This window comes from Paenibacillus sp. FSL H7-0331 (assembly GCF_001956045.1).
This window is the reverse complement of the sequence record NZ_MRTH01000002.1, coordinates 29,963-50,124: the sequence shown is the minus strand read 5'-3', so window position 1 is coordinate 50,124 and position 20,162 is coordinate 29,963. Positions and strand designations below refer to the sequence as shown.

At 47.1% G+C, this 20,162-nt stretch carries 17 protein-coding genes; 8 read left to right on the top strand and 9 right to left on the bottom strand.

The window, feature by feature from the left end; genetic code table 11:
* Window positions 1–5: 5 nt before the first annotated feature.
* The 4 genes from BK127_RS02910 to BK127_RS02895 all read right to left on the bottom strand — a co-directional run bounded on the left by BK127_RS02910 (window position 6) and on the right by BK127_RS02895 (window position 6,440).
* A complete protein-coding gene (locus tag BK127_RS02910) occupies window positions 6–1,457 on the bottom strand; it encodes a S41 family peptidase (protein WP_076228512.1) in 1,452 nt (483 codons plus the stop codon).
* Between the two features lie 72 nt (window positions 1,458–1,529).
* Window positions 1,530–4,247, bottom strand: a complete 2,718-nt coding sequence (mutS, locus tag BK127_RS02905) for a DNA mismatch repair protein MutS (protein WP_076228510.1) — start codon at window positions 4,245–4,247, stop codon at window positions 1,530–1,532.
* Window positions 4,248–4,316: 69 nt separating this feature from the next.
* The gene (locus tag BK127_RS02900) at window positions 4,317–5,753 is read right to left on the bottom strand and encodes a putative amidoligase domain-containing protein (RefSeq protein ID WP_076228508.1); all 1,437 of its coding nucleotides are present in this window, start codon (window positions 5,751–5,753) and stop codon (window positions 4,317–4,319) included.
* A gap of 120 nt (window positions 5,754–5,873) precedes the next feature.
* The gene (locus BK127_RS02895) at window positions 5,874–6,440 is read right to left on the bottom strand and encodes an outer spore coat protein CotE (RefSeq protein WP_076228506.1); all 567 of its coding nucleotides are present in this window, start codon (window positions 6,438–6,440) and stop codon (window positions 5,874–5,876) included.
* A gap of 463 nt (window positions 6,441–6,903) precedes the next feature.
* Here BK127_RS02895 and BK127_RS44455 point away from each other — a divergent pair, with 463 nt between their 5' ends.
* The gene (locus BK127_RS44455) at window positions 6,904–7,020 is read left to right on the top strand and encodes a YjcZ family sporulation protein (protein ID WP_218638991.1); all 117 of its coding nucleotides are present in this window, start codon (window positions 6,904–6,906) and stop codon (window positions 7,018–7,020) included.
* A 171-nt stretch (window positions 7,021–7,191) separates the two neighbouring features.
* Window positions 7,192–7,338, top strand: a complete 147-nt coding sequence (locus tag BK127_RS42895) for a lmo0937 family membrane protein (protein WP_144026350.1) — start codon at window positions 7,192–7,194, stop codon at window positions 7,336–7,338.
* A gap of 50 nt (window positions 7,339–7,388) precedes the next feature.
* Here BK127_RS42895 and BK127_RS02890 read toward each other — a convergent pair whose 3' ends face one another.
* The 4 genes from BK127_RS02890 to BK127_RS02875 all read right to left on the bottom strand — a co-directional run bounded on the left by BK127_RS02890 (window position 7,389) and on the right by BK127_RS02875 (window position 11,191).
* On the bottom strand, window positions 7,389–8,345 hold the full coding sequence (locus BK127_RS02890) for an aromatic acid exporter family protein (RefSeq protein ID WP_076228503.1): 957 nt from the start codon (window positions 8,343–8,345) through the stop codon (window positions 7,389–7,391).
* Window positions 8,346–8,515: 170 nt separating this feature from the next.
* Complete coding sequence (locus BK127_RS02885) at window positions 8,516–9,367, bottom strand: ABC transporter permease (RefSeq protein WP_076228501.1); 852 nt, start codon at window positions 9,365–9,367, stop codon at window positions 8,516–8,518.
* The gene (locus BK127_RS02880) at window positions 9,357–10,148 is read right to left on the bottom strand and encodes an ABC transporter ATP-binding protein (RefSeq protein WP_076228499.1); all 792 of its coding nucleotides are present in this window, start codon (window positions 10,146–10,148) and stop codon (window positions 9,357–9,359) included. The genes BK127_RS02885 and BK127_RS02880 overlap by 11 nt, the downstream gene beginning before the upstream one ends.
* A 29-nt stretch (window positions 10,149–10,177) precedes the next feature.
* Complete coding sequence (locus BK127_RS02875; RefSeq protein WP_076228497.1) at window positions 10,178–11,191, bottom strand: ABC transporter substrate-binding protein; 1,014 nt, start codon at window positions 11,189–11,191, stop codon at window positions 10,178–10,180.
* 191 nt (window positions 11,192–11,382) lie between these two features.
* Between BK127_RS02875 and BK127_RS02870 the strand changes: the two genes are divergently transcribed.
* The 4 genes from BK127_RS02870 (at window position 11,383) to BK127_RS02855 (ending at window position 16,733) form a co-directional block, all read left to right on the top strand.
* Window positions 11,383–12,444: an FUSC family protein gene (locus tag BK127_RS02870; protein ID WP_076228495.1), complete on the top strand. Its 1,062-nt coding sequence runs from the start codon at window positions 11,383–11,385 to the stop codon at window positions 12,442–12,444.
* Window positions 12,445–12,524: 80 nt separating this feature from the next.
* Window positions 12,525–13,004, top strand: a complete 480-nt coding sequence (locus BK127_RS02865; protein ID WP_076228493.1) for a MarR family winged helix-turn-helix transcriptional regulator — start codon at window positions 12,525–12,527, stop codon at window positions 13,002–13,004.
* Between the two features lie 77 nt (window positions 13,005–13,081).
* Entirely contained in the window at window positions 13,082–14,848 is a 1,767-nt protein-coding gene (locus BK127_RS02860; protein WP_076228491.1) for an ABC transporter ATP-binding protein, read from the top strand.
* Between the two features lie 76 nt (window positions 14,849–14,924).
* On the top strand, window positions 14,925–16,733 hold the full coding sequence (locus BK127_RS02855; RefSeq protein ID WP_076228865.1) for an ABC transporter ATP-binding protein: 1,809 nt from the start codon (window positions 14,925–14,927) through the stop codon (window positions 16,731–16,733).
* A 99-nt stretch (window positions 16,734–16,832) separates the two neighbouring features.
* On the opposite strand, the gene BK127_RS02850 is transcribed toward BK127_RS02855, so the two are convergent.
* Complete coding sequence (locus tag BK127_RS02850; protein ID WP_144026349.1) at window positions 16,833–17,840, bottom strand: ABC transporter substrate-binding protein; 1,008 nt, start codon at window positions 17,838–17,840, stop codon at window positions 16,833–16,835.
* Between the two features lie 242 nt (window positions 17,841–18,082).
* On the opposite strand from BK127_RS02850, the gene BK127_RS02845 reads away from it, so the two are divergent.
* Together BK127_RS02845 and BK127_RS02840 are read left to right on the top strand one after the other, a co-directional pair.
* The gene (locus tag BK127_RS02845) at window positions 18,083–19,090 is read left to right on the top strand and encodes a FecCD family ABC transporter permease (RefSeq protein ID WP_076228863.1); all 1,008 of its coding nucleotides are present in this window, start codon (window positions 18,083–18,085) and stop codon (window positions 19,088–19,090) included.
* Window positions 19,091–20,137: a FecCD family ABC transporter permease gene (locus BK127_RS02840; RefSeq protein ID WP_076228489.1), complete on the top strand. Its 1,047-nt coding sequence runs from the start codon at window positions 19,091–19,093 to the stop codon at window positions 20,135–20,137.
* Window positions 20,138–20,162 lie beyond the last annotated feature (25 nt).

Sequence of the window (20,162 nt, the reverse complement as noted above, 5' to 3'; positions counted from 1 at the left end):
AACTCTTACTTCGTGGCGGTCAGGGTGAGCTGCTCACCATCATCCGACCAGCTTAATTGCGGAAAGCTTTCTGCAAATTGATTGACACTTACATAGCCGAAGCCATTCTTGAGTAACAATTCACCCGTTGTTGAAGGATAAGACTTGGTAACGCCAAATGCGGATACATCGATAGATTTTAAAGTATCGTTCCACGAGATGGTTCCCCCAAGCAATGAACTAAGCACTCTGGAAGGTACATAGACGTTGCCATTCTCACGAATGACATTAAAGCTATCCACCACAGATGTATCGTTCACCGTAACCCCTTTTTTGTTCAGACCAACTTTGATTTGGGAGATACCGGCTTCATGCAGTGCTGTAATCAGCTGTGGAACCTCACCATCAACCTCAATGTCAGGGCTTATGCCAATCTTGTTGACCTTGCGCAGCTTGGGTGTTAAATATTCTTCGATCGTAATTTTCATTGCCCCGCCGCTTGCCATCGGAAAGATCGTCTGCACGCTTCCCTTTCCATAAGTTTTCATCCCGATTACCTTGGTCGCCACATTATAGTCCTGAAGAGCTCCTGTCAGTACCTCGGAGGCGCTGGCACTGTATTCATTGACCAAAATATACAGTGGAAAAGGTTGTGTTGTGCCATTACTGAATTTTATGGGTTCATCCACATTGTTTTTATCCTTCGTGTGAATCATAATGCCTTCCTTAACGAACAGCTTGACCATGTTTAACGCCGTATCCAGCAAGCCGCCGGGATTGTCGCGCAGGTCAAGGATCAGGCTGTTAATACCCTGTGCTTTTAACTCCGCTAACTGTGCCGTTGTCTCTTCATCCGCATCGCCAGAAAATCCGGTTACACTCAAGTAGCCCACACCTGGATCAAATCTTTTGTGTGTTACAGAAGGCAACTGGATCGTTTGACGCGTCAGCGACAACGGTATGCTTTGCTCACCCCGTTCAACGGTAACCGATACCTTGGAATTCTCGGGACCTGTAATTTTCTTTATAATATCATCGACATTAATTCCTTTTACCGATTCTCCATTAACCGCAGCAATACGGTCTCCCGACTTCATCCCCGCTTTGGAAGCAGGCCCTTCAAATACTTCCGTCACAAACACACCTTCTGGAAGCTCAGTAACACGGATACCAATGCCCACATAGTTGTTTTGCACGGCATTCTCAAAGCTTTTTAATTCTTCCGGTGTAAAATAAACCGTATACGGATCATTAAGAGAGCTTATCATCTCTTTAATAGGCTTGTCTGCTAGATTCTTTTTGATAGGAGCGCTAACGTGATATTTTTCCAAAAGCTCCATAACTTCTTTAGTTCTGGCAGCCTCCACGTCTGCTTGTCCCGCTCCCCAGGCAGCTGAAGCAGTAGGAAGAAGAAGGGATAGCGCGATTGCGATGGATGTTGTGTGCCGCCAAAAGGCGCGATTGCTGTTATTTTTCATGTAATAAGGCCATCCTCTCATCTAAATAAAGGTTATAAATCTATGAATTCCAAACCTGTGAACAAATAAATACTATAATTGCTTTTTCAAATCAAATAAAAAGTTCATTGCCATCATAGGTGTCATATTCATTAAATCCGCCGTCTTTAGCTGCTCGATAAGCTGCTCAGTTCGGGCATCCGTCTTTTTCTTCGAACGATTGGAGGCTGAAGCATCTTCCTGGAACAAGCTTAGCTGAACGGCCGCAGCGGTTTCATGAATTTGTTCTGACAATATTGGAGCAGCAGCTGCAGATATGGAATAAGTCTGCTTAACTGAAGGTACAGCCTGTACAGGTGTAGCAGCAGTAGAAGCAGAAACAACAGGCGAGGTCTGATCCGCAAGAAGTTCCGCCCTCTGTTCAAAGGCATGAAGCAGCTCGTAAGAGCGATCGATGATGCCGCCCGGCAGACCGGCAATTTGCGCACAATAAATACCGTAGCTCGTACTCGCCGCACCAGGGACCAGCTTGCGAAGAAAGGTGACTTGTCTGCCGCTTTCCTTGACAGCCATGCAGTAGTTGCGCAGCGACTGCAGCGATTCTTCCAGATGAGCCAATTCGTGAAAATGGGTGGACACGAGCGTTTTGCAGCCGATTTGATCATGCAAGTGCTCAATCACCGCTTGAGCAATAGCCATCCCTTCACCGGTCGAAGTTCCACGCCCCAGCTCATCAATAATAACGAGGCTTTTGGAGGTCGCTTTATCGGTCATCACCTGAATGTCCATCATCTCCACCATAAACGTGCTCTGACCGCCAATTAAATCATCGGCTGCGCCAATCCTCGTGAATATCCGGTCAATGATAGGCACGGTTGCGGCTTTCGCTGGCACGAAGCAGCCAATCTGCGCCATCAGGCAAATAATAGCGACTTGGCGCATATAAGTGCTTTTCCCCGCCATATTCGGTCCAGTGATCAACAGCATGCTGCCATCATTCGTGTTCAACACCGTGTCGTTCGCGACAAAAAAACCATCCTGCATCACAGCTTCCACTACAGGGTGCCGACCTTCTTCGATATGCAGCTCATAGAACTCGCCAATTTCCGGTCTTGAGTAACGATTAGCCGCACTTACCGCTGCCATCGATTGATACACATCAACAGCCGCAATCTGCTCGGCAAGCTTCTGCAATCTGGATATATGTACGGATAGCTTGTCCCGCAGCTGCATGAACAGCTCGTATTCCAGATCAACCATCTTTTCCTGCGCTTCGAGAATCAAGCCTTCCTTTTCCTTCAATTCCGGGGTAATAAATCGTTCCGCATTGGCAAGTGTCTGTTTCCGTTCATAACGGCTTGCTTCCAGTGTAGACAGATTCGATTTACTAACCTCGATATAATAGCCAAACACTTTGTTATAGCCAATTTTCAAAGATTTAACGCCAGTTCGTTCACGTTCCTGCTTCTCCAGCGCCGCTATCCACTGCTTGCCATTCGTGCTAGCTTCACGCAGTTGATCCAAATAAGCATGGTAACCCGGCTTAATCATACCGCCATCACGAATCGATATCGGGGGTTCATCGCTAATCGCTTCTTCAATCCAGTTCATCACATCCGCGCAAGGATCCATCTGTGCAGCCAGCTTGGCGAGTGTCGTGGAGCCTGACGATTCGCACTCCTGCTTCAAGAGCGGTACCTGCTGCAAAGTCACCTTTAAGGAGCATAAGTCTCTTGCATTGGCGTTTCCGTAAGCAATACGGGCAACGAGCCGCTCCAGATCATACACTTCCTTTAACGATTGCTTAAGTCCATCACGAACGATCAGTTGGTGATACAATCGGTCTACAGCTTCCAGACGCTCATGTATGGCCGCGGAGCTCGTCAGTGGCTTCTCTATCCAACGGCGCAGCAGTCTGCCGCCCATTGCCGTCACCGTCTTGTCGAGCAGCCACAAAAGTGTGCCCTTCTTTGCACGATCACGTACAGTCTCGATCAATTCGAGGTTACGTCGGGTAAAAGGGTCCATGATCATATATTGATTCTGTTCATAGACACGAATATGCTTAATATGTCCGAGCGAACGCTTCTGGGTCTCTATGAGATACGCCATCAGCTGTCGAACAACAGCTTCCCCGCCATTCGGTAAGGGGGCTAGCTCAGATTCCGCAAAAAAGGCGCTCAGCGCCAGATTTTCTTGCCCTTGCAGAGGCTCACGCGGCGTTAATACCGTCGAACCCGCCCAAGTATTGCCTTGCTCTCCCAACTGTTCCAGCAGGCCAGGAGTCGCCAGCAGCTCCGAGGGGTGATACACATTCATTTCGTCCAGAACCAGGGCCAATGTGCCCTCTAACCGGGTCACGAACAGTTCACCCGTGGATATATCGCAAGCCGCAAAACCAAAGCTTCCCTCATCCGTTTCTATGACCGACACGATGTAATTATTGGTCTCACTCAGAGACCTTGCATCCATCACCGTACCCGGTGTTACAATGCGGACGACCTCGCGGCGTACTACCCCTTTGGCTTGTGACGGATCCTCAACCTGTTCACAAATCGCAACCTTGTAGCCCTTTTCGATTAATCGGGCGATATAGTTATCTGCCGCATGATGAGGGATTCCGCACATCGGTATGCGTTCCTCGGCTCCCCCTTCCCTGCCGGTCAGCGTTATTTCCAACTCTCTGGAAGCCAGAATCGCATCCTCAAAAAACATTTCATAGAAATCACCTAAACGAAAAAACAAAAAAGCATCCAATACCTCCGCCTTGATGGCCAGATATTGCTCGATCATCGGCGTGTATGTCGCCATGCTGCAACCTCCATGCACGTGTGCATTCATAATGTAGTCTCTATTTTTCCCTATACCTTTCCCATTATATCATGAATGCACGGACGATTCTTCTTTTCTGTGATAAGGACCGATTTGCCATTTCCTGCGAATATCCTGCTGTTCATCCCATGCATCCATTTTCAGCAGCATAGCTTTAAGTGGTACAAGCCAGCGTTCATACTTCCGATAAGTAGGAAGACGTACCAGATCGTTCCACAATGCAGGCAGTAAAGGGCGAATCGCCAGCTTATCACCTGTATAATAGGCTTCCTGAACCGATACATCCTGAAGAGGGCGCGACGGCAGCAGGCGATAATGATCGGCTATCAGTTTGGCTAGCGCGAACACACCCTTGGTAACCTTCGGGGAGATGAGCCAGCTTGGGAGTACCCGGTATTCGAAGCCTCCGTGACGCTGCTTGCGATAATCACCCAGAAAGCCGTATTTGGGCTTTCTTCTGCCTGTTGTAGGGGCTTCAATCAAGGTGAGCGGCAAAGCCAGATAGTTATCCAATGTACGCAGCAGCTCAACGTTTAACCAGACGCCGCTAAAATGGAGATGCCCCCCTAAAGGAAACCCTTGCACCGGCATCCCGCCTGCCACCCATTCGAGCGTATCGTCCGATATTTTTCTTGATGCCATTTGCATCGTACGGTACAGCTGGTTAGCCAATTGATCGACCTCGACGCTCGGTTCCGGCCGCAGCTCCGCCAGCGGATAAATTTTGCGGAAGCTCGGCAGTACAATAGCATCACAACCAACCGGTCCGTCTTTAGTCAAAAACTTGGAAGCAAAGGTAACCTTGCCTCTCATATCGCGCAGTAAAAATTCCGGGTCGGCTCCCAATAAAGCTACCTCTTTGCCTATGTAGGAAGCGTCTAATTCTTCTGCAAACTGGTGGATCGCATCCGCGAACAGCTCCGCAAGGCGCTCCGTCAGTTGAGGGGCAGCCTGTATCTCCAGCACGACAAGCTCCCCTCCGGGACGCACCCCGATATGAACGACACCATAGTCGAGACCAAGCGCATAGAGTGCCTTCACAGCCTCACGCTTTGAGCGAACCGCATGGTAAGAAAGAGTTTCAATAGACAATTCCTCAAAGCCCCCCTCCTCTGATTTTGGCAGTGATGGGGGCAGCTGCGTTCCATAAAAAACCGCGGATTGCTTTTGGAAAACACTTAGAGCCTGCAGATGAAACACGGGAATCCTGTATTCATAAGAAAAACGCTGTCCCTCGGACTTCCAATTACTCTGAATACCATGAAGCTTTAGCAAGGCAGAGGCCTTCTCAGGCTTCGCAGCACGAAGCTGGCTTTTTACCGGTTGCAGAGTCAGTTGCTCCTGTCTTTGTGGCTGAAAGCAGCCCCAATGGATAATACAGGTTGATTCGAGCTGAACCGGCAAACGTGTACCGTTAGGCACCTGCAGCCGATCTAATAGTAGCGGTAGCGTCGGTTCGTTCGAGTGCAAGAGCCATACACGCATGTTAATTCCCCCCAAGCACAAAATTTCTGAAATTAAATAAAATTCTGAAATTATAACAAAAAGAGGGCTGACGCCCTCTGCCGAAATGAACCTAAGTGTCATATAATAAAAGCAGGAGCATCAGTTCAAATCGTCATCCAGCAGATCCGGATCCAAATCCTCATAATCATCGCTGCCTGTATCATCAAATTCCACATGCTTGTCGTCAAAATCATTGCAGCCGTTCGCGGACACCACTACGCAAACTTTTGTTTCAGCGATCATTTCCACCTTGAATTCACGTTCTACCCGGACAATCACACTGTCTCCACGAGAAGAGACACTGGCTTCCACACAATTGGGTTCCTGAGTAGCTACAGCCGATACTTCAGCGGTTATCGGCTTGTGGCGCTTATCCAGGAAAGAGAGCCCTACTACCTCCACGTACGAAATCGTTTCTTTGGCAACATCCGTCTTGGTATTTTTATTGTAGGAGTACCAAATATTGATATCGTAAGTACCCACCACCTCGACGTTTTCGCCAGATTTCACCGCCTCATACTGGTTGTTGATAATCCATGCACCCAGTATACTTGTCGGAGCATGAGGCGGAGTGACCGTATTGGTGACTTGCGAAAATTTGCGTCCTTTTCCGCAGACAGCTTTGGTATAGATCTCTCTGGTTTGCAAATCTTTATCTATTGACATCTGTTCTACCTCCTCCATTCAATCATTCATTACATTTGTATGCAGGACATGGGCGAATGTTGATAAAATAAGCATAGATAAATCTAGATAGTTATTAAAATTCATATGCTATGCGGATTAAATTTATATTAGGGTCCAACGAATATAGTTGAGAGTTGCCCATTTTCGCTCCAGAATCGATCAAAATCGGCTTTGTGAGCAAAGAATTATAACTTTATAATTGAAGTCGGACTGCTTCTGCTAGCCGGTTTTTTTGATACTGGACAACCTTCAATACACTCTGGCAATTGTTCCATGCAAATAGATTCGTCAGCATCGCCTCATCAAACAAAAAACAGACGGTGTACGAAGGCTCCGTCTGTTCATTTAGAATCGGGGAGAACCACCCATTTTATGAACCGTCCAATCACAAAGACATTGGCATACATAACATACTAAAGGTAAGGCGAAAGGAGGGGTCAATATGGGTGTAGTAGCCGGAGTTGGTGGAAGTTGTGGCGGTTATGGTTTGGGCACTACGACAGGTGTCATACTTGTACTCTTCATTTTATTGGTTATCATTAGCCGCACATTTATCTAAACAAATGGTCGAATCGCCTTCCAGTTAACTGGAAGGCGATTTTTCTTTGACTGTATTTCATTCGCCTTAATTTTCAATAGTCATTCATCTATATGATTTAATCATGGCTAATATGGTTAAGAAAGAACATGAAGTTGCAAACATCCTGAAATACTGAGAGGAAGTGTCGATATGCTCTGGACTATTTTTGTAGTGATACTTGTTCTATGGGGCCTTGGCTTTGCATTTGATGTAGCAGGTAACTTAATACATATTTTACTTGTTATTGCCGCCATTTCACTTGTGTTCAATCTGATCAGCGGCAGAAAAACCCGTTAGCCAAAAGCATCATCCATTAAGGAATTTATCCTTGTATGATCGGCAGCTGCTCATTGAGCGGCTGCTTTTTGTTTTTTCTCCCGCTTCGCAACGGCCAGGAAAGCGTCCAGTTCTACGGCCAGCTGCAGCAGAGCCGCCCGCACTTCAAATTCAACACGGGTTACAGGCAGCGGCATTTGCCGAAATTCCCCTTGCAGAAGACGAAGCTTACTCTCTGATCTGCCTGTGTAATACTCGACCTTGACATCCTCGCTCAATTCGTCAAATACGGACGCTAACAGCTCACCGTGAGGTAGCGTCTGGTACACCTGTGCCACGTACTCCAGCATTCTGTCAATCGAATCCAGATGTTGTTTGCGCATATAGAAATATACCATCCACAAAGCGTCCTCTTGCAGTAATGTATTCTCCTGATTGCGCCGTGCCACCAAAAGTGCCTCCTGTACAATATCATGCGCCTCCAAGAGTTCTCTTCCGCTCCAAATGTGCCCGTTATCCCGTAAATGATTGGCTATTTCAGAAAAAATATGAGAAAAACAGGTTTCAAGTCTGACTCGCATGTCTGATAATTGTTTATCTGCCTTGGGCATATACACAATATTGATCAATGTAGCCGCGCCCAGACCCACCAGCAGCAAAGCGATCTCATTAATAATCAGATCTAATCCGTATCTTTGCTCGTTAAAGATATGAAACATAATAACAGAGCTTGTTACAATGCCTTCTTTCAATTTAAGGCGGGAGAGGATCGGATACAGAATAAGAACAAACAGTCCGGCCACCCAAACCTCAAAGCCCAGGAGCCAGAACAAAAATACCGCGACAAAAAGCCCAATGGATGAAGCAATCAACCGTTGGAATGACGTTTGTAGTCCCCTTTTTTTGGTTACATCAATACCGAGGATCGCTAATAAACCTGCCGCGTTGGGCGTATGTAAACCTAACAAATGAGCCAAATAGATAGCTGCTATGACAGCTGCAGCGGTCTTCATTATTCGAATTCCCATTAGATCCTCCGGTAGTATAAGTGTTATGAAGTGTGCTGACATGGATAGTGCTGTAACGACAAAAAAAGATAAGATTATGAATTATCTTATCTTTTATCTGACGATGATTCAACCACCATTCAATCATGCGGCGAAACACTGCATGGGTGCTGCCATCCCACTTCTTTTTTCTACCTTCGCCCCATCAGCTTTCGCTCCAGAAAGGCTACACCTTGATACATAACTGCAGCTGCTATAGCTATCAGGATCACACTCCCGATGACCAACGTAAAATTAAATACTTGAAACCCATAAATAATTAAATAACCAAGTCCTTCTTTGGAAACAAGAAACTCCCCTACGATCACACCGACCCAGGAAAGTCCGACATTGACTTTTAACGTGGAAAGAATAGTTGGATAAGTTGCTGGCAGGATAACCTTCTGGAATATATGTCCGCGTGTCCCCCCGAAGATCTTGACAACCTTGGAGTAGTTCGAATCTACCTCTTTAAAGCTGTTAGACACAACAAGAAGTGTAATGATCACGGTCAAGGATAGAGTTGTTGCAATAATGGCGAGTTGTCCCGCACCGAAAGCAACAATAAACAGCGGTCCTAATGCTACCTTCGGCAGACTATTAAGCACGACAATATAAGGATCAAGTACACGGGACAAAAAAGGCGACCACCAAATTATCGCTGCTGCCGCTGTGCCAAATAATGTCCCCAGAACAAATCCGATGATCGTTTCCCAAATGGTTACCTGCAGATGGATGAATATAGAGCCATCCATTGCCTTGCTGTATATAAGCACTGCTATCCGGCTCGGATAGCTGAACAATAAAGCATCGATCCATTGCAACCTGCCTGCCAATTCCCACCAAATCATGAATACAAACAGAATTGATAATTGCGTGAATCGGGCAATCCAGGTGGTTCGCCTTGCATTCTTCTTGAATCGGCCAAGCTCCTGCTCGGCTAATTGAGCTGTGAAACCTGCTTGTTCAGTTGTACCGAGCTGCTTAACTGCTTCATCCTTCATTTACCGGGTGCACCTCCTTCTCCTCCAGATGCTTCCACAGCTCATGAAACAGCTCATGAAAACCTGATTGCTCACGGGCTGTTAAAGGAAGCGCTTGGCGAATCGCGGTCGGAACTTCAACCTCAGTTCTTATCCGCCCGGGATTTGCCTGCAGCACAACAATCCGATCACTCATAGCGATCGCCTCTGTGATATCATGAGTGACCAAAATTACCGTTTTGTTCAATGCACCCAGTGTACTGGCAACCAAATCCTCCAGCTGCAGCTTTGTCTGATAATCGAGTGCCGAGAACGGTTCATCGAGCAGTAAAATATCGGGCTCGGTCGCCAAGGTTCGTACCAGCGCGACACGCTGACGCATACCTCCAGATAGCTGATGCGGATAGCTGCCGATAGCACGGGATAAACCCATGTCATCCAGCAGCTGATTTACGATTTCCTTATCCGCGGCAGTCTTTCGACCCATCAATTCAAGACCTATGGACGCATTTTCGTAGATCGTACGCCAAGGAAACAAGTAATCCTGCTGCAGCATATAGCCGACTTTGGAGGTAGGCTGGCTTACAGGCTCACCTGCAACATATACCGTACCTGCGGTGGGTTTGATGAGCCCGCTGACGAGCGATAGCAGCGTGGTTTTTCCACATCCACTCGGGCCAATCAAGCTAACAAACTCCCCCTGCGCTACATTCAGGTTCATATGCTCCACAGCAAGAAAGGCGCCGCGATTGTTCACATAAACATGGGAGACATCTTGAAGAACTACTGTATCCTGCCGCATATTCCACCCCTCCAAAGTGTATTTTTGGTTCATTTCACCGATTTTTTGGCTTGCTCAGCGAACTGATTATTGACCAATGTTTTATAATCGGCACGCTGCTTCAATTCCCCTGCTGCTTGCATAACATCCTGCAGGTTATTCCATTCCTGCTCGTCGATCAGTCCATCTGTGGCAAAAGAGCCCTGGTCCTTATATCGTTTAACTACACCTTGAATAATCTCACTTTGGGTATCCGGGAAATAAGAGCTGATCGCTTTGGAAATATCGTCAACACTAGCTGAAGCTACCCAATTTTGCGCTTTCTGAATGGCATTGGCAAACTTCTGGATCGTATCCTTGCTTTTATTGATATAGCTTTGCTTAGCCATAAATGCCGTATAAGGCAGCTTTCCGCTTTCCACTCCAAAGGAGGCAATCACATAACCCTTTCCTTCCTTTTCCAGCATCGTTGCCTGAGGCTCAAATAGCTGAACATAATCCCCCGTACCGGATACAAACGCAGATGGAATATTGGCAAAATCGATATTCTGGATCAGCTTCAAATCCTGCTTAGGGTTAATGCCAAACTTTTTCAAAGTGAATTCACCGGCCATTTGCGGCATGCCACCAACACGCTGCCCCAGAAACACACTGCCCTTTAGCTGACTCCAATCAAACTTACCTTGCAGGGGTTTGCGTGTAACCAGAAAAGTCCCATCTGTCTGGGTGAGCTGAGAGAAATTAATTACCGGGTCTCCACTTCCTTGCTGCTGGACATAGATCGAGGTTTCGGAGCCGACCAAGGCAACATCAATTCCGCCGGAAAGCAGAGCTGTCATCGTTTTGTCTCCACCAGGAGTTGTGGTAAGCTCCACATCCAGTCCCTGTTCTGCAAAGAAACCTTTGGATATGGCTACATATTGAGGAGCATAAAAGATGGATCGAGTGACTTCGCCAATTCTCACCTTCGTTTTCTCTTCCGCTTTTTTCGGTCCGCATGCTGTAATCATCAATGATAGTATCAACGTGACCGCAAGTATGATGCCTAAGCTTTTCTTGTTCATAGGCCAGTCCCTCCATATTCGTGCTTCTTTTAATGCTTTAGCCTATGCGGCAGCCTATAAAAAGGTTAAAGACATATAAGAAGACTTTATTTTTGCAAATCACGGCCCAACCTGTGTATGATAAGAAAATACATAGAGGATGGAGACTTACGAAGTAAGTTTTCTACGAAAATTTTCAGGAGGGGCTAACCATGTCTTTTGGCGCAAGGGTATTAAAAACAGGGATCGCAGTGACGTTGTCCCTCTACATTAGTATTTGGCTGAACTTTTCACTTCCGGTTATTGCCGCAGTAGCCGCGATTTTTGCGATGCAGCCATCTATTTATCGTTCGTGGCGCTATTTTTTGGATCAAATTCAGACCAATACGCTTGGTGCTGCATTGGCCATGCTTGCAGGTACTTTTTTATCGAAGGAACCGATAGCCATTGGACTTGTTTGTATTCTCGTTATTATGATTTGTCTGAAGCTCAAAATGGAAGAAACGATCGGTCTGACTCTGGTCACGGTAATCGCGGTTATGGAGGCGTCTGGTCAGTGGGATTTCGCGCTCAACCGCTTTTTACTCAGCTTGATCGGAATTGGCTCGGCTTTTCTAATCAATATCCTGTTTTTCCCGCCGAATCCGAAGGAACAGATCGTGAAACAAATTCATACCGTATTCGCCAAAATGTCACTGCTGCTGCGGACTGCTGTATCCGATGAAATCAAGGAAAAGGTATTCCGTGATGAGCTGTTGGCGCTGGAGGACTCGTTCAAATCGCTCTCGGCCAAATATAATTTGTTTGAGGAAGAGCTCAAGAAGCTCAAACGCGCCAAATACAGCACTTCACAGCATCTGGTCGTATTCAAACAAATGCTGCTTACGCTGCAAAAGGGCTTGGAAACGCTCGAATCTGTTGAACAGCACTACTTCAGGTCAACGCGGACAGCGGAAACAAATCTATATTTTGATCAACATTTGGAAAAGCTGATTAAATACCACGAGCATGTACTGCTTAAGTTTGAAAATATGCTCAAACCGGAAATTTCCGAAGCCTCCAAAATGGAAGAGGCTAACGACCAGTTCATGGAGACGATGATTGCGAGCTACACCCAAGGTCATAAGGATGTTTTACGACTTTCCATCGTTGCTGCTGGAATGTACGATTACTGTATACAAATCGCCCGACTCGACAAGCTGATCGAACAGTTCAATCGCGGACAAGATGAAAAAGAGCCGCTCGGCGCACTGTTTTTTTGGATGAAAAAATAACAAACTCACTTTCACCTATTGACGCCGCCACGAAATCGTGGCAATAATATAGTTAGCCGACTAAATAAAAGGGGTGACCCATGGATATTTATACGTCCGATTCGCTGCATTTCGTGTTTTCCAAGGTTATGCGAACACATTGGCACAAGATGCATGAGCTGCTGCAGGATCAAGAAGTGTACCCCGGTCAACCTCCGCTGCTGTTTGCCTTGAAACGCAAGGACGGACAAAGTCAGAAGGAACTGGCCGAACAACTGCATATACAACCAGCTACCATCACGGTCATGCTAAACCGCATGGTTAAGACCGGACTTGTTGAACGTAGGCAGGATGCGAAGGATCAGCGGGTTTCGAGGGTATATCTCACGGAGAAAGGCAAGCTTGCCCATACGGAAGTTAGAGAAACATTCCGCGCCATGGATGCCCAATGCTTTGGCAACTTTTCCGAGGAGGATAAGGTGCTGCTTCGCAGATTGATGCTGCAGGTGTACGAGAACCTGGCTACTGATCGGGATACGAGTTGTTCGGGGAAACCATCAGCCCCATCCGATGAGACTTGAATGGAATCAAGGAATTGCGAGAGTAAGTTTATTGTCACTACAAGAAGCAGTCTACAATGAATACGAGGAGTTGACACATGCTAAAGCTTTTACCTTATTTAAAACCTTACTGGAAAGCTACCCTGCTTGCCCCGTTGTTCATGCTGCTTGAGGTCTATATGGATCTCCTGCAGCCCAAGTACATGGCCAGTATCGTCGATCAAGGTATCTTGACAGGAGACCTTGCCCATATCCAAAAGACAGGTGCACTCATGTTAGGCGTCGCATTAATTGGACTGATCGGCGGTATCGGATGTACGGTCTTTTCCAGTACCGCGTCACAAAATTTTGGAGCTGACGTACGCAAGGATTTGTTTACCAAGGTTCAATCGTTTTCTTTTGGTGTTCTGGATACATTCAAGGCAGGATCACTTGTCACCCGACTAACGAACGATGTGGTTCAAGTCCAGGGGGTCGTACTGATGACGCTGAGGATGCTGGTACGTGCTCCTCTGCTAGCCGTTGGCAGTATCCTTATGGCGGTTATCATCAGTCCTCGTCTTGCATTGATACTGGCAGTCGTTATTCCATTACTGGTTCTGGTCCTGGTCATCATTATTCGCAAGGGCTTTCCGTTGTTCAGTAAGGTTCAAAAGAAGCTCGACATCGTCAATACCGTTCTGCAGGAAAACTTGACCGGAATTCGTGTCGTCAAAGCTTTTGTTCGTGCTAATTATGAAATTAAGCGCTTCCGTAAATCCAACGATGCTCTGATGGACATATCCATTAAAGCTACGCGGATTGTCATGCTGATCATGCCGATTATGATGCTCATCATGAACGCAAGCATAGCAGCAGTTATTTGGTTCGGAGGCTTGCAAACCTGGCAAGGAACGATTCAGGTAGGCGATCTGGTCGCTTTTATCAATTATGTCACACAGGTTCTTTTCTCCCTGATGATGGTCAGCATGGTACTGATGAATGTTTCACGCGCCAAAGCTTCGGCTGAGCGGATTCATGAAGTAATGGAAACCGAGCCGGAAATTACGAACAAAGCACATGCACAAACCAATGTGATCCGCGCAGGTAAGATCGAATTTGATCATGTATCGTTCGCCTACAACACTTACACCGATGATAAGGACCCGAATGGGCCTACACGGCAGGAAAATGCGCTGACCAACATTAATCTCGTATTTGAACCTGGTCAAACTGTCGCTATTCTGGGTGCAACAGGCTCTGGTAAAAGCTCGCTGGTGAACCTGATCCCAAGGCTCTATGACGCGACCGAAGGAACGGTGCGCATTGACGGTATCGATGTCCGTGATATGGACCTGACCCATTTGCGCAGTGAAATCGGAGTCGTTTTGCAGGAAGCTATTCTCTTTACAGGGACGATCAGTGAAAATATTGCCTTCGGTAAGCCCAATGCCTCACAGGAAGAGATTGAGGAAGCGGCCAAGGCGGCGCAGATCCATGATTATATAGCCAGTCTCCCTGATGGTTATCAAACGATCATTGGTCAACGTGGTGTGAACCTGTCCGGTGGTCAAAAGCAGCGGGTATCGATCTCACGGGCTATCCTTGTCCAGCCCGCCATTCTTATTCTCGACGACAGCACGAGTGCGGTTGATCTTGGTACGGAATCACGAATTCAAAAAGCATTGAAAAATCAAACCAAACGAAGCACGCGAATCATCATTGCACAGCGGATTTCATCCGTGCTGGAGGCAGACACGATCGTAGTGCTGGATGAAGGCAGCGTTGTTGCTCAGGGCACGCATACTGAGCTGATGGAATCAAGTCCTGTTTATCAGGAAATTTATAGATCCCAATTAGGAAAGGAGGCGGTTGTCAGTGGCTAACGATAACAATCGGCAGCGCGGGCACGAAGAAACCACTGTAAGACCTGCAGGTGGACCTCCTGGTGGTTTGTCTCCGATGGGTATGGGCGGAGGTCCGATGGGTGGCGGTCCCGGCCGCGGCATGATGATGCAGAAGGCACGTGCCAAGAATACCAAGGGAACACTGCAGCGGCTATGGAATTATTTGCGGCGTCAACGGCTCGGTTTGATTGCCATCGTTGTGCTTACGCTTTGCAGTACGTGCCTGACGCTGGCTGGACCTTACCTGATCGGAGTTGCTATCGACCAATATATCATTCCGCGGAATTATAGCGGCCTGCTCTGGCTGTGCCTCTCTCTACTCGGTGTGTATGTGCTCAGCTCAGCTATGTCCTGGATTCAATTGTATGTGATGACCGGCGTGTCGCAGCGTACGGTTTGGGAGCTGCGCAATGATTTGTTCGCGCACTTGCAGCAGCTGCCGCTCCCTTATTTCGATAGCAAGACACATGGCGAGCTCATGAGCCGGACGACCAACGATATCGAGAACGTGAGCAATACTTTGAATCAGACGGTGACACAGCTGCTTTCAAGCTTTTTGACGGTAATTGGTGCCATTGTTTTAATGCTTAGTCTGAACGTATGGCTGACGCTCGTTAGTCTTGTGGTCATACCGATGGCGATGCTGCTAACGAGTCAAATTGCTAAACGGACCCGAAAGCATTTTTCCAGTCAGCAAAAAAGTCTCGGTGAATTGAATGGGTTTATTGAAGAAACGGTTTCCGGACAAAAGGTTGTCAAAACCTTTAATCGCGAAGCCAAAGCAACCGAGCAGTTCCATGCCATCAACTCCAAGCTGCGGGATGTCGGAAGTAAGGCGCAGATCTTATCCGGGTTTATCGGTCCTGTGATGAACGTTATTAACAATATCAGCTACGCGTTGGTTGCAACCGTAGGTGGCTGGATGGCATTTAACGGCTTGGTTACTATCGGTGTTATTGTCAGCTTCCTGAATTATTCGAAGCAGCTGGGACGGCCAATCAATGAGCTGGCAAATCAATTTAATATGATCCAGTCGGCCCTGGCCGGTGCGGAAAGAGTGTTCGAGGTCATGGATACACCAACCGAATATGAAAAAACCGATGATCAGGAGAAACAACTGCAAGCGGTCAAGGGCGAGGTTGTTTTCAACGACGTGTCCTTCAGCTATAAAAAAGAAGTTCCCATTCTCAAACACATTTCGTTAACGGCCTTGCCAGGGCAGACGATTGCCCTTGTTGGACCTACCGGAGCCGGCAAAACCACGATCGTTAATTTGCTCACGCGCTTTTATGATATTGATAACGGGATCATTACCATAGATGGAGAGAACCTGCGTAATCTGGAAAAAGACAGTCTGCGCAGTCAGCTCGGAATCGTTCTGCAGGATGCCTACTTGTTCTCGGATACGATACGTGAAAACATTCGATACGGAAGGCTGGATGCAACCGAAGCCGAGGTCGAGAAAGCCGCTCAGATGGCCAATGCTGACAGCTTCATCCGCAAGCTGCCCCAGGGCTATGATACGCTGCTGAGCGCCGAGGGCAGCAATCTCAGTCAAGGACAACGCCAGCTGATTACGATTGCACGAGCCATACTGGCTGATCCTGCTATTTTAATTCTCGATGAAGCTACCAGCTCAGTGGATACAAGAACCGAGATGATCATTCAGGAAGCGATGAACCTGCTGATGAAAGGTCGTACCAGCTTCGTAATTGCGCATCGACTCAGCACGATTCGAGAGGCCGATCTCATACTGGTGATGAACGGCGGGGAAATTATTGAGCGAGGCTCGCACCAGGAGTTACTGGAGGTTAAAGGCTTCTACTACGATTTATATACGAGCCAATTTAATCGGGCTGGTTAGCCCGTTGTCCATCTCTACTCAAACTCAGACAAAAAAGAGCCTTCAGGCCACGATATCGTGGTTACTGAAGGCTTTTTCTTGTCTGAGTTTGTTATCCGATTATGGTTTCACATCGTAAATTTTGTACATATCGTCCAGCATCAGGTTCGCTGCTTTCACGCCCCCGGATGTATTCCACGTTGCATCACTAACCTTGACCAGCTTGTTCTCTTTCACAACCTTAAGGTTTTTCCAAAGCGGGTCGTTCATCCATTCTTCTTCTTGCTTCTTGCCTTTGCCATCCCCAACATCATAGGTGAAATAAAACACCTTATCGGCTGTATCCAGCTCAGTCAAACGCTCCTTCGTAATATCTTCAAACGATTTCTCATCGCTTTTCGGATCGTTCCGAGGAATACCAATTTGCTTGAAAATAACGCCTGTAAACATTTCACCGTAATAATATCTCGTTTTGCCGCCCATGAAGCGAACTACCGCTACTTTTTCCTTCAGCTTGTCGCCAGCTTTTTGTTTGAAATCATCGATACGTTTATCGAATGCGCTGATAACTTTATCGCCCTCAGCCTTTTTGTTCAAAGCGTCCGCATAAACTTGAAAATTACTCTTCCACTCACCACGAAGTGTTTCTGTATATACCGTAGGCGCGATCGCCTTCAATTGCTCGTAAATTTTCTCATGGCGCATTTTGTTGCCGAGGATCAAATCCGGCTTTAATGAAGCAATAAGCTCCAAATTCGGCTGTGATTCGCCACCGATGTTTTTTACACCTTCCATATCGGCTTTAATATGATCGTACCAAGGGTTTCCATAATAGGAATCTACTGCGGCAATCGGCTTGACTCCCAGTGCAAGCAGAGCTTCCGTTCCCTCATTTGTCAGTACGATGACCTTCTTAGGTTGTGCAGGTACTTCTGTCTCACCCATAATATGCTTAATTTTACGAGGACCTTCGGCAGTTGCAGCCGCAGGTGCCGTTCCTTGCTTGGAAGTGTCTGCCGGCTGAGGTGCCGCAGATTGTCCGCAAGCTGCTAATACGATAGATAATACAAAGACGACGGCAATAAGTGCTGCCGATTTGATTTGAAATGAACCATTTCCAGAAAACATGTAATGAACCCCCTATTTTTCTCATCAAAAGATGCACAGTAATTGAATGATAATAATTATCATTAACCACGGTTTATTTTAGGGGAAGCACACGCCGCTTGTCAATCTTTTTTTGATAATGATTCTCAAAGTCATTGACAGGTGATCACTAGCCTCATTACAATATACGTAAGCTAGATCATCTAATTTTATTATTTATCAATAAGCTTAACTCAGACAGGAAGCAGGCAAACGACTGAATGATGCGAAAAGAACTTCTAACATCCCCCTTTAAAATCGCAGGCTTGGTGATTGCCCTTCTCTTATTGGCAGTTGCATTTGTTTGCAGCCTTAAGTTCGGTATTAACACCTATTCGTGGGCCAAGATTGTTGAAGCCTATACAGCATTTAATGGGTCCAACGAGCACATCATTATCCAGACAACCCGCATGCCGCGGGCATTAATCGGAGCACTTGTCGGCGGAAGCCTGGCTGTAGCCGGAGCTCTAATGCAGGCCATTACCCGCAATCCGTTGGCATCTCCCAGTATTTTTGGAGTTAATGCCGGAGCCGCTTTTGCCATTGTGTTGGCTGTCGTGTTTTTTAACGTCACCAATTTGACACAATATACGTGGATCGCTTTTTTCGGAGCAGCGATTAGTGCTGGCGGCGTATATCTATTAGGTTCAATTGGGCGCGATGGCTTGACTCCTATCAAGATTACACTTGCCGGTTCAGCGATGACTGCTTTCTTCGCGTCCTTGACACAAGGAGTACTGCTTTCCAACGGCAAGGCATTTGATCAGGTGCTGGTGTGGCTGGTCGGCTCGGTTGCAGGGCGTACGATGGAGATGTTTGATTCGGTCTTCCTTTATATGCTCGCAGCCTTAATCGGCGCTATTGTACTCGCACCGCACATTAACGTGTTGGCGATGGGAGACGATGTTGCCAAGGGGCTTGGACAAAGCACGATATTTATTAAAGCATCCGCCGCTATAGTCATTGTCATACTTGCCGGGGGCTCCGTTGCTCTCGCAGGTCCGGTTGTATTTATCGGCATCATCATTCCCCATATTGCACGCTTTCTGGTTGGCGGGGATCATCGCTGGCTTATCCCTTATTGTGCCGTTCTGGGGGCGCTGCTGCTGGTTAGTGCTGATGTTGGTTCCCGTTTTATTGCCATGCCGAAGGAAGTACATGTTGGTGTGACAACTGCATTGATTGGTGTTCCTTTCTTTGTATATATTGCTCGCAAAGGGGGGCGCTTCTAAATGACCACATCCAGCAAATATATGACGGTTCGCAGCAAAGCGTATTCGTTTCTCGTCAGTAAAAAAGCAATAATCGTTTCTCTAGCGCTCTTCATAGCCGTAATCGTGATTTTCATTCTGAGTACAGGCATTGGCAGTGTATACATATCGCCTATCCAGGTTATTCGCTCCATTTTCGGTTCGGGTGAAGACTCCAATATGATGATTGTTCGTTCTCTGCGGCTTCCACGTATTGTTGTTGCTGTTTTGGTCGGTGCTGCTCTGGCGGTTGCCGGCGCACTGCTGCAAGGGGTTATACGTAATCCATTAGCCTCTCCTGATACCGTAGGAATTACTGGAGGAGCTACACTCGGAGCGGTCTCATTCTTTTATTTCTTTTCTGACAAAATCAGTATTCATCTGCTGCCGGTTTTTGCTGTAGCTGGAGCTTTTGCGGCTGCTTTGATTGTATATGTATTGTCCTGGAAGCAAGGTGTGACACCGCTGCGACTGGTTCTGATCGGTATCGGCTTCTCGGCGGCTATGAGCGCTCTGTCGTATATGATGATGATTTCAGGACCTATTATTCTTGCCAATCAGTCCATGACCTTCATGACTGGCAGTGTGTATGGTGTGTCCTGGGCCAAGTCTGTCATCCCTCTGCTGCCTTGGATTGTCGTGTTGCTCCCTCTGATGTTCGTATATTCACGACATATTAACATTCAGGAATTCGGAGAAGACATTGCCCGCAGTGTGGGCAGCCATGTTCAACGTCAAAGATTCCTGTTATTAATTTTCAGTGTAGCTCTCGCAGGTGCGGCTGTGGCCTTCGGTGGGGCTATCGGATTCATCGGACTGATGGGCCCGCATATTGCCCGCAAGCTTGTAGGTCCAAGCTTCGGTGCTCTGCTGCCGGTATCCGCGCTGATGGGAGCCATTGTGCTGCTGGTAGCTGATTTGATCGGCAGAACGATATTTACGCCGCTCGATATACCTGCTGGAGTGTTTACAGCTTGTATTGGCGCTCCATTTTTTGTTTATCTGCTCTATCGTACTCGCAATCGGTAGTTAACAGTGTGCTGCGGCATAACTA

Excerpts from the sequence above, each read along its gene's own strand:
- BK127_RS02840 (WP_076228489.1), top strand. The coding sequence starts at position 19,091 with ATGACCACATCCAGCAAATATATGACGGTTCGCAGCAAAGCGTATTCG.
- BK127_RS02845 (WP_076228863.1), top strand. The coding sequence starts at position 18,083 with ATGCGAAAAGAACTTCTAACATCCCCCTTTAAAATCGCAGGCTTGGTG.
- BK127_RS02875 (WP_076228497.1), bottom strand. The coding sequence starts at position 11,191 with ATGAACAAGAAAAGCTTAGGCATCATACTTGCGGTCACGTTGATACTA.
- BK127_RS02860 (WP_076228491.1), top strand. The coding sequence starts at position 13,082 with ATGCTAAAGCTTTTACCTTATTTAAAACCTTACTGGAAAGCTACCCTG.
- BK127_RS02885 (WP_076228501.1), bottom strand. The coding sequence starts at position 9,367 with ATGAAGGATGAAGCAGTTAAGCAGCTCGGTACAACTGAACAAGCAGGT.
- BK127_RS44455 (WP_218638991.1), top strand. The coding sequence starts at position 6,904 with ATGGGTGTAGTAGCCGGAGTTGGTGGAAGTTGTGGCGGTTATGGTTTG.
- BK127_RS02880 (WP_076228499.1), bottom strand. The coding sequence starts at position 10,148 with ATGCGGCAGGATACAGTAGTTCTTCAAGATGTCTCCCATGTTTATGTG.
- BK127_RS02900 (WP_076228508.1), bottom strand. The coding sequence starts at position 5,753 with ATGCGTGTATGGCTCTTGCACTCGAACGAACCGACGCTACCGCTACTA.
- BK127_RS02870 (WP_076228495.1), top strand. The coding sequence starts at position 11,383 with ATGTCTTTTGGCGCAAGGGTATTAAAAACAGGGATCGCAGTGACGTTG.
- BK127_RS02855 (WP_076228865.1), top strand. The coding sequence starts at position 14,925 with ATGGGTATGGGCGGAGGTCCGATGGGTGGCGGTCCCGGCCGCGGCATG.
- BK127_RS02890 (WP_076228503.1), bottom strand. The coding sequence starts at position 8,345 with ATGGGAATTCGAATAATGAAGACCGCTGCAGCTGTCATAGCAGCTATC.
- BK127_RS42895 (WP_144026350.1), top strand. The coding sequence starts at position 7,192 with ATGCTCTGGACTATTTTTGTAGTGATACTTGTTCTATGGGGCCTTGGC.
- BK127_RS02850 (WP_144026349.1), bottom strand. The coding sequence starts at position 17,840 with ATGTTTTCTGGAAATGGTTCATTTCAAATCAAATCGGCAGCACTTATT.
- BK127_RS02910 (WP_076228512.1), bottom strand. The coding sequence starts at position 1,457 with ATGAAAAATAACAGCAATCGCGCCTTTTGGCGGCACACAACATCCATC.
- BK127_RS02895 (WP_076228506.1), bottom strand. The coding sequence starts at position 6,440 with ATGTCAATAGATAAAGATTTGCAAACCAGAGAGATCTATACCAAAGCT.
- mutS (WP_076228510.1), bottom strand. The coding sequence starts at position 4,247 with ATGGCGACATACACGCCGATGATCGAGCAATATCTGGCCATCAAGGCG.
- BK127_RS02865 (WP_076228493.1), top strand. The coding sequence starts at position 12,525 with ATGGATATTTATACGTCCGATTCGCTGCATTTCGTGTTTTCCAAGGTT.